Source organism: Candidatus Methylomirabilota bacterium, from assembly GCA_027293415.1.
Lineage (GTDB): Bacteria > Methylomirabilota > Methylomirabilia > Methylomirabilales > CSP1-5 > CSP1-5.
In genome coordinates, this window is sequence record JAPUFX010000157.1 from 1 (window position 1) to 9053 (window position 9053).

General features: G+C 59.8%; 12 protein-coding genes. All 12 read right to left on the reverse strand.

The window, feature by feature from the left end:
* Positions 1–1454 (reverse strand): acyl-CoA synthetase (locus O6929_11110; GenBank protein ID MCZ6480936.1); only part of this gene is annotated, 1454 nt, incomplete at its 3' end.
* 20 nt (positions 1455–1474) lie between these two features.
* Positions 1475–1849, reverse strand: a complete 375-nt coding sequence (locus tag O6929_11115; GenBank protein MCZ6480937.1) for a hypothetical protein — start codon at positions 1847–1849, stop codon at positions 1475–1477.
* 136 nt (positions 1850–1985) lie between these two features.
* Entirely contained in the window at positions 1986–2198 is a 213-nt protein-coding gene (locus tag O6929_11120) for a hypothetical protein (GenBank protein MCZ6480938.1), read from the reverse strand.
* A gap of 83 nt (positions 2199–2281) precedes the next feature.
* Positions 2282–2698 (reverse strand): hypothetical protein, encoded by a 417-nt coding sequence (locus O6929_11125; protein MCZ6480939.1) that lies wholly within the window; start codon positions 2696–2698, stop codon positions 2282–2284.
* 29 nt (positions 2699–2727) lie between these two features.
* Positions 2728–4071, reverse strand: coding sequence for a CoA transferase (locus O6929_11130; protein ID MCZ6480940.1), 1344 nt, complete (start codon positions 4069–4071; stop codon positions 2728–2730).
* The gene (locus O6929_11135; GenBank protein MCZ6480941.1) at positions 4071–5474 is read right to left on the reverse strand and encodes a CoA transferase; all 1404 of its coding nucleotides are present in this window, start codon (positions 5472–5474) and stop codon (positions 4071–4073) included. Before O6929_11135 ends, O6929_11130 begins: the two co-directional genes overlap by 1 nt.
* 109 nt (positions 5475–5583) lie before the next feature.
* Entirely contained in the window at positions 5584–6390 is an 807-nt protein-coding gene (locus O6929_11140; GenBank protein MCZ6480942.1) for an IclR family transcriptional regulator, read from the reverse strand.
* A 330-nt stretch (positions 6391–6720) separates the two neighbouring features.
* Positions 6721–7059 (reverse strand): hypothetical protein, encoded by a 339-nt coding sequence (locus O6929_11145; protein ID MCZ6480943.1) that lies wholly within the window; start codon positions 7057–7059, stop codon positions 6721–6723.
* Between the two features lie 32 nt (positions 7060–7091).
* Complete coding sequence (locus O6929_11150) at positions 7092–7295, reverse strand: hypothetical protein (GenBank protein MCZ6480944.1); 204 nt, start codon at positions 7293–7295, stop codon at positions 7092–7094.
* Positions 7276–7587, reverse strand: coding sequence for a S4 domain-containing protein (locus tag O6929_11155; GenBank protein MCZ6480945.1), 312 nt, complete (start codon positions 7585–7587; stop codon positions 7276–7278). The genes O6929_11150 and O6929_11155 overlap by 20 nt, the downstream gene beginning before the upstream one ends.
* Before the next feature lie 132 nt (positions 7588–7719).
* Positions 7720–8409 (reverse strand): YggS family pyridoxal phosphate-dependent enzyme, encoded by a 690-nt coding sequence (locus O6929_11160; GenBank protein ID MCZ6480946.1) that lies wholly within the window; start codon positions 8407–8409, stop codon positions 7720–7722.
* A 224-nt stretch (positions 8410–8633) separates the two neighbouring features.
* The coding region (locus O6929_11165; protein ID MCZ6480947.1) for a polyphenol oxidase family protein at positions 8634–9053 on the reverse strand (420 nt) is incomplete at its 5' end.

Genomic DNA, 9053 nt, shown 5'->3' on the forward strand with positions numbered 1-9053 from the left:
TTTTGGCCCATCATCGGGTCTAGAACCCCGACGACCCCCGCATCCGCCACCGATGCGTGGGTGACGAGGACGTCCTCGATCTCCTCCGGCCCGATTCGGTAGCCGGAAGACTTGATCAGGTCATCCTCGCGGGAGAGGAACCAGATGTAGCCATCCTCGTCCATGGTAACCATATCGCCGGCCCGGCACCAGCCCTCCTTGACTACGGACTGCTGCTTCTCGGGATCGCGCCAGTACACCGTCCCCGTGGGGCCGCGCGCCACGAGCTGTCCGGTCTCTCCCGGCTTGCACTCCTTCCCCTCCTCGTTGATCACCTTGACCTCATATCCCGGAATGGCTGGTCCGATGGAGCCGGGCTTGACCTTCTTGGTGGCCGCGGAGGAGATAAAGACGAACATCATCTCGGTGGTCCCCAGTCCCTCGAAGATCTCCTGGCCGAACTTTTCCTTCCAATCTTCGTACGTTTTCGCGGTGAGTGACTCCCCCCCACCCGTACAGACTCGGAGGGAACTCAGGTCGTACTTCTTTTCCGCACCGGGGATCTGGTGCATCTTTCGATAGGCCGTCGGCAGGGCCGAGAGAACCGTTGCCTTGTGATTCTGGATCTGCTCGAACATCCCCTCGGGGCTAAAGCGGGGGAAGATGGAGACCGCCGCTCCGAACCGGTAGGGGATCGTGGCCACGGCGGAGTATCCGGCAGCCATGGCGATGGGGGCGGCACTCAGGATCACATCGTTCTCCGTCACGTTCCAGCAGTACTTGCCGAAGCCATCTGGAACGATGAGCGCCTCCTCATTGAAATGGGCTGTCCCCTTGGGCGGCCCTGTGGTTCCAGAGGTATAGAGCAGGACCGAAACATCCATGCGATCACGGCGCACTGGTTCACACTCCGGCTTCCCGCCGTCCACCAGCTCCTGGTACAAGAGATACCCTTTCTGCTTACATGCGGCCTGCTGCTCGGGCGTGCCGCCGATCACGATGATATGCTGTAAGGTCTTGAGATCTGGCTTGGCCTTCTCCAGTTCCTCGATCAGCGCCGCCGCCACGACCACCGCCTTGACCTCGGCATTGTTGAAGACGTGGGCGATCTCGGCGCGGGAGAAGAGCCCGGAGGTCGGTAGGAAGATGCCGCCGATCTTCAGGACCGCAAAATTCGTCACCAGCGCCGGGGGGATATTCGGGGCGCGTAGGGCCACCCGGTCCGCCTCCTCGATCCCCAAGCCCTTCAGGCTACTGCCGAGCTTGTTGACCATGCCGAGCAGCGCCTTATACGGGATCTTTTTATCCTCAAAGAGGATGGCAGCCCGATCCCCTCTCCCCGCGGCCATCTGTTTGTCTAACAGCTCCTCGGTGCTGTTGAATTTTTGCGGGTAGGCCTGGTACTCGGGGAGCTTGTAGACCAAGGTTGGCCAGAGTTCCTTGGGGGGGAGATACCCTTCTGGGATTTTTCCCATGACCCCTCCTCCTTCTTTCTTTAGGCCTTGTTCAACAGATCCTGCAGGACCTCCTCAATGCCGACCAGTCTACTGAGCTCACGATCTGACCGTGGAAAGACCTCGTTGGGGTACCGGTCTGCTTCCTTTTCAAAGACAAGCAGCGCCGGGACCGTCTTGCCGAACTCCTCCTCTAATGCACCCTTGGCGCCGAAGACCGGCCGCTTCGCCGCGGGGGCGCCGGTCACGGCGGCATTATACGTCATGAAGGCAGCCGCCTCCTCCCCGCAGTCCTGGGTCTTGACGTTGACCCCCTTGTCCTTCAACTGCTTGCACAGCTCGAGGGCCTTTGTATTATCACAGGGAAACTGGACCCCGGGCGCATGCTTGCTGCTGTAATAAAACTCCACCTTCATCGCTCTATTCTCCTTTCGCTGAGGAAAGCGGGGGCTCACCCCACCTTGCATAGAGGGACGTGTCAATGGGAACATAAACACATCACGACCGCCGAAGCGGTCGTGATGTGCCTATCATCCCCCGATGAAGAACAGGCTACTCGAGTGGAAAGCCTTTTCGTATCGGAGCCGTCCCCTTGCAGTAATCACACTCCTTGGGCTCGCTCCCCTTGGCAACGATTTTCTGGTAGGGCCAGTCGTTCACCACATCGTAGCCCCAGTACGCCTTCGCAATATGAGGATCGAGCGCCCGGGCGTAGTGGGGACACCCAAAGGGATACGTGTCGGTCGGCCAGGTCCTTTTCGCCATCCTGAATGCCTCCTTTCCTTGCTCCCATGTACACCAAGGTTTGCACGGGGGCGCTCTCGGGTCGAGCGCCCCCGTGACTTCACTTACGACGACGGCTTATAGGGTGTGCCCTCCACGATAAACCGGGCGCGGCTCCCTTGCAGGTCCGCAGCCGTCAACTTCCCGGCGGCCACCAGGTTTCCCCGGACATTCTTGTAGGTCGGTCCATGTTTATTCGCCGGGTCCCGCGCGTACGCCGGGGGGCTCACCTTGTCCGGCGAGGTGTACTGGGTCTTGAAGTCCTTGGTCTGGGCAAAGCCGGGCAGCCGATCGGGCTTCCCCTCGGCCGCGTCCGGGCCCTTTATCCTCTGGCCGTTGGAGTACGTGACGGCGTAGACTGAATCGCAGCCGGCGCACTTGGTCTTGCCCGTGAAGTTCCAGTAGGAAAAGGGGTCCATGTAGTTGAGCACCGAGCACTTGGCACACTCTAAAATCAGGTGACAGTGTTTATAATCTGTCATGCGCATGCCTCCTTCTTGTTAGAGCCTGGTTAGATCACCCCGTCCGCCTCGAGCTCTGCAATCTTGGTCTTGGAAAAGCCACAGAGCTTGCCGAGGATGTACTCGTTGTCGGCCCCTACCGGCTTGAAGGCCCATTTGTGGCGGGGCGGAGTCTCGGACGAATGGAAGGCAGGCCCCTGGCTCTGCAACTCCCCAAAGGACGGATCATCCAGCCACTCCAGCTCCCCCCGGAGGTGGAAGTGCTCTTGGGTCGAAACCTCCTTGGAATTCCAGACCGGCTGGTTGTTGATCCCCTCCTTGTCGAGGATATCCCGGACCTGCTCTTTGGTCTTGTCCTTGGCCCACTCCTCGATTGCCGGGTAGATCTCGTACTGACTCTCTGCCTTGACCCGCTCATCGTGGGCCGTGTACTTCTTCGCCAGGTCGTCCCGCTTGATGAGCCTCATCAGCTTGGCGAAGTCGGCATCGGTGTACGCGCTGACCAGGATGTAGCCCACCTCCAGCTCCTGCGGGTTCTTGGAGTCGGGATACGACGACTTGCCGCAGCCGATGATCCCGTGGACAGAGAGGAGGATGTCCCAGTTCCCAAACCGCTGGGCCACGAGCCCGTAACGGCCATACAGTGCGATGCAGTCGGACAGGTGCCGCTGGGCCCCCTGCACCTGGGAGTACTCCATGAAGTTGCCCTGGCCAGAGATATGGTCACGCCAGTACATACAGGCGATGATCTGGAAGGCCCCCATCATCCCGCCCCAGTAATCCATGACCCAGATGGTCTGCTTGGACGGATTGCCTCCCTTGTCGATTGGCCAGCCGGTCACCGAGAAGCAGCCGCCCTGGGCCTGACCCAGGATGTCGTAGCTCGCCCGCTTCCGGCCGGGGCCCCAGCCACCGAAGCCCCCCAGCCACTGGTAGATGATCCGGGGGTTGATCTGGCTGAGCTGCCTATAGCCGATTCCCCACCGGTCAAAGGTGCCGGCCCGGTAGTTCTCCGCTACGCCGTCGGCCTTGGCGCCGAGCATCCGGACGATCTCCTGCCCCTCGGGCTTGTGAAAATCGACCGAGATGAAGTACTCGTTGTGGTTGGCCCCGAAGAAACCGAGCCCGGTCCCCACATCCGGCAACCACTTGGAGCAGGGGTAGAGCTTGGGCTCGTTGAAGGGGGTGGTATGCCGCATCGGCTCGCCCCGGCGGGGCAGCTCGATCTTGATCACCTCGGCCCCCAGCTCGGCCAGATAATTGGCACAGGAGGGACCGAGGATGTACTGGGTGCAGCTCAGGAACCGCGCCCCCTTCAGCGGCTCTGGCTTGGCAAACGCCTTTTTTGGGTCAAAGACGTCTCGACAATACTCTTCAAAAGACATCGTCGCCATTAAATCACCCCCTTCTTCTTGAGACCGTCCATGTCCGCCTTTGAAAAGCCCAACAGCCGACGGTAGACATCCTCGTTGTCGTAGCCGGTCGGCCGGCCGATCCACTTCACCCGGCCCGGGGTTTTCTGGCCGAGGAAGGCGGAGGCGCCGAGCAGGACCTTGCCGTAGAGGATGTCGTCGATGACCTCCAGGTGTCCCCGATACTTGTAGTGAGGAAACTCGCAGACTTCGTCGAAGAACGAGACGCCGCCCGAGGCCACCTCCTCTGCCTGAAGCTTATTTTCGGCATCGGTCCGGGTGTTATCTTTCATCCACTCGCACATTGTGGTATAGGTCTCGACCTGCCGGAAGTGCGGGAGCCGGTCGGTCACCACCTTGAGCGCGGGATCCTCTACGATATGCTGCTCGAGTTCCGGCCGATCCTTGCCGACGGTCCGCCAGATCCGGAACCAGAGCCGGTCGTGGCCACCGCCCACCATGATCTGGCCGTCCTTACAGGGGTTGACCGCGTAAATGTTGATGGCGAGATCCCAGTTGCCGTACCGGGGCCGGATACTGCCGTCCACGCCGTACCACCCCCAGTTGTAATCGAGGATGCGGATGACGCCGGCCGCACCGGTCGCCTCGACAAACTGGCCTCGGCCCGAGACCCGCTCCCGGTAGTAGAGCGCCGTCACGATTCCAATGGCTGCGCCGGTCCCGCCGACCTGGTCGCACATCCACCAGCCGGATCGGGTGGGGGTTCCACCGAAAGCCACCGGAGCGCCGGTGCCGTGCACAAAGCCGCAGGAGGCCTGGGCGGTGGGATCGAGATTGCCCGGCTTATCCTTGAGGGGCCCCCACTGGCCGAGTTGGCCGACCCAACAGTAGATCAACCGGGGGTTGAGCTGACTGAGCTGCCGGTAGCCGATCCCCCACTCATCAAACTGGCCGGGGGGGGCGTTCTCGATGAGTATGTCGACGTGCATGGCAAGTTTCTTGAGGATTTCACGCCCCTCGGGCTTGGTGAGGTCCAACGTGACGGACTGCTTGCTCCGGGCCTCTGCCAGGAAGCGGGCGCCTACCGCCTCGCCCGTCTCTGTATCCTTGAACATGTACTCTTTCCGCCCCCAGGGGGTGAGCTTGCGCAGCGGATCACCTCCGGGAGGTTCCACCATGATCACCTCGGCCCCCAGCTCTGAAAAGAGCGATGAGCACCAGTGGCCGATGATCATCATCGAGCTGCAGTCGAGCACCCGGATGTTGTTCAGGGCCTCAGGCTTTTTGAAGTTTTCGCTCTGCCGGAGATTGGCCTCCAGCCACAGCGCGTACTCCTTTGCCGCATCGCTCTCGCCTTTGTAGACTTCATCCGGGGTCGGCGTTGGAACGGCTGGCCAGGGTAGCACCGGATAACTCTTTGACATGCTGACCCTCCTTTTAGCTAGATGAAATGGGTGAGCCGTTCGGTCTTACACCACGATTCCTCTCTCGTCTCCTTTTGATTCTCACCTCCTTTCATTGTCAATCCGTCAATCATCCCAGGCTTACGGAATGGAGTTCGTAACCCAGGCGCTGGGAGACCTTCATTGCCGCGTCCTTGACGAGGGGGACCAACTCCTTCTCGATCCGCTCCATGGAGAACCGAGAGACCGGTCCCGAAAGCCCCACCCCGGCCACCACCCGATGGGAGTAATCTTTGACCGCCGCCGCGATGCACCGGACCCCCTGTTCCAATTCCTCGTTGTCTACGGCGTAGCCGAGCCGGGCGACGTCTTTCAGATGGTTCATCAGCTTCTCATAATTATCAATCGTGTTGCCCGTGTACTTCTTCAGCGCATGGCCTTCGAAGATATGGGCCATATGGTCCCGCGATTCATGGGCCAGCTGGATTTTGCCGGAAGCGGTGCAGTGTGCGGGCAGACGGTGCCCCAGGCGTGGGACGATGCGAACCGTCTGCGTGGTCTCGTGCATCAAGACATACACCACCTCGGGACCATCCAGAATGGCGAGATATGCTGTTTCATCACACCGATTCACCAACTCCTCCAAGATGGGGCGGGCCTGGCGTCTCAGGCCCAAATGATGGAGGAAAATATTGGCCACCTCGAAGGTCTTGATCCCCAACCGGTAGTTTCCCGTCTTTTTATCCTGTTCGATATACCCCCGGCACTCGAGGGTGGCCAGCAATCGAAAAACGTTGTTCTTGTGGAGCGCCAGCTTCTGGCTCAGCTCGGTAACCCCCAGCTCCTCTTCTTGATAGTTGAAGGCCTCCAGGATGTCGAAAGCCCTGTCAACCGACTGGACGATGTAATCTGATTTTTCCTTGCGGCGATGAGCCATCCGTCCGCCTATATGTTACGGGGAATAGGCTCGGAAGAAGGGTCCCGTTCTCGAGAACCCCTGAAAGACGATCCGGCGCTTACTTACTCGGAAGGAGTTCTATACGCGTGTGGATAGCCAATGCCTGAATGCGCCGGCATTGTAAAATCTCGTTCTATTGTTGTCAAGCAAAAAATGAATTGGGGGGGGAGTGGGGTCAGAGAGGCGGATTTAGGGGCTGTTCCGGGGACCCCTCGCCTCCCGAGGGGAGTCAAATATCCCCTTGGGGACCTTCTGCCAGTCCGCCAGGAACTGTTCGAGCCCCACGTCGGTCAGAGGGTGTTTTAGCAGCTATTGCAGGACGGAGGGGGGGACGGTGGAGACGTGGGCAGTCGACAACGCGGCCTCGACAAAATGGAGGGGATGCCGGATACTGGCCACACGGACTTGGGCTGGAAAAGCGTAATTTTCATAAATAGTTACGATATCGCGAACGATATCCATGCCGACATGGGCGTGGTCGTCTAGGCGCCCAATAAAGGGGCTTACCATAGGTTGCCCCTGCCTTGGCCGCCAAGGAGGGCCTGTGCCGCCGAGAAGACGAGGGTGACATTGGTTCCGGATCCCGTCCTGGCTCAGGTCCCGGACCGCCCGGAGCCCTTCCTTGAGCATAGGGATCTTCACCACCACATTGTCAGCGATCTTGGCGGACTTCCCGGCTTTCAGCCATCATTGCGTCGTAGGTCGTCCCTACCACCTCCACGCTGACCGGGCCGGGAACGATCCGACAGATCCTCGACTACCTCCCGAAAGTTCCTGCCTTCCTTGGCAATCAGGGATGGATTGGTGGTCACCCCATCGATGAGGCCATGCTCGACGGCGTCCTGGATCGCCTTCACATTGGCGCTATTCATGAAAACCTGCATCACTCCCCTCTTCTCCCTGGTCAATCATCCCCTTTCTCGATCGGCGCTCCGCCACCACCGTATACCGGGCCGAGGCTCCACCCCGACCCCTCACCGCCGGCAGGATCTCTTGTACCTCGACCACCATCTCGCCCCGATACAGATCCAGGGCAATGCGGTTTCCCGCCCGAATTTGTTGACCCGCTTTCGCCGGACGTCCGTTGACCCGGACCCGCTCTGCATCGCAGAGGGCCTTGGCTTGGCTCCGACGTTTGACCAAGCGAGAGGTCTTCAGGAAGAGATCCAATCTCATTCTTAAGCTGGAACGCTTGGACGCTAGAAAGCTGGAAGGCAAGGGAGTCAAAAACCCAAGACGAGGAACGGGTATTTCCTCCCTGCCTCCTAGCCTCCTTGTGGCTGACTGCCGATTGCTGACAGTTGAGTGCTACTTCGTTGGCCGTTCGCCGAAAATGGCCGTCCCAATCCGGACTATCGTGGCTCCCTCCTCGACCGCAGCCTCGAAGTCATGGCTCATGCCCATCGAGAGCTGTGACAATGCGAGTTCAGGAAAGCGGCAGGCGGCTTCGTCCCGAAGCTGGTGGAGACGGCGAAAGTAAGGCCGGGCATCCTCGGGATCCGGATCATATGGAGGCATGGCCATCAACCCCTCGATGCTGAGGTTCGGCAGGGACCCTGCCTGCTCGAGCACGGAGAAAAGTTCTGCTTCCATCACCCCAGTCTTGTTTGGTTCCTGGCCGACATTCACCTCCACCAACGTTCTTACCCGCTTCCCAAGGTCAGACCCCGCTTTCTGCAATTCGTGGGCGAGCTTCGGGGAATCGAGAGACTGGATCCAGTCAAAAAGCCGTACCGCCAGCCGCGCCTTATTTGTCTGCAGGTGCCCCACCATGTGCCAGTGACAGGGGGCTTTGACCTCGACCATCTTCGCCTTGGCCTCTTGAACACGATTCTCTCCAATATTATTGACGCCGGCGGCGATGACCTCCTCAACCGCCGAGGCCGGCAAGGTCTTCGCCACGGCCACCAAGACCACCTCCCCGGGATCCCGACCTACCCTCAGGGCCGCCGCCGCGATCCGCTCCTGAACGCCCTCTACTCGCTCTTTTATAGTCATTCGAGCCTCGCCCGGAAACCCGTTCTCGAGTAAGGTAACAGAGGGCCTGAAAGGTGTCAACGCAGCGGGTAGCGTCCGAAGTCCGATGACCGACGACGAAGAAAACGGCTGTCAGCAATCAGCTGTCGGCTGTCAGCAAACAGAAAAAGCCCGGTATTGGGTCTTAGATGTTGGGTTTCGGAACTTGGACGTCTGACTGTGAACCGTGAACTATGAACCGTGAACTAAATCAGGGTGATTAGGCTCATCATCCTACCCGTGATGGGTTTTTCGGCCCGGTATGAATAGAAGAGATCGTTACGGCAGGCCGTGCAGAGGCCGGTGTCAAAAATACGGTCCCGCCTGAGTCCGACCTCGTGCAAGAGGCCGATATTCAGATGAGCCAAATCCAGCATCCAGCGACCCTCCCCCGCAGGTTTTACACAGCTCTGCCAGCCTCTCACAGCACGCTGAAGCGGGGCGATGACCGGCTCATCTACTTGGTAGCAGCAGCCTCGGATGCCCGGACCGAGAGTGGCAAAGCAGTCTGAGGGATCGGTGCCATAGACTTCGCCCATCTTCTTGAGCGCCTGCCCGACAATGTGCTTCACACTGCTCCGCCAACCGGCATGGACTGCGCCGACTGCGGGGCGGTGTGGATCAAC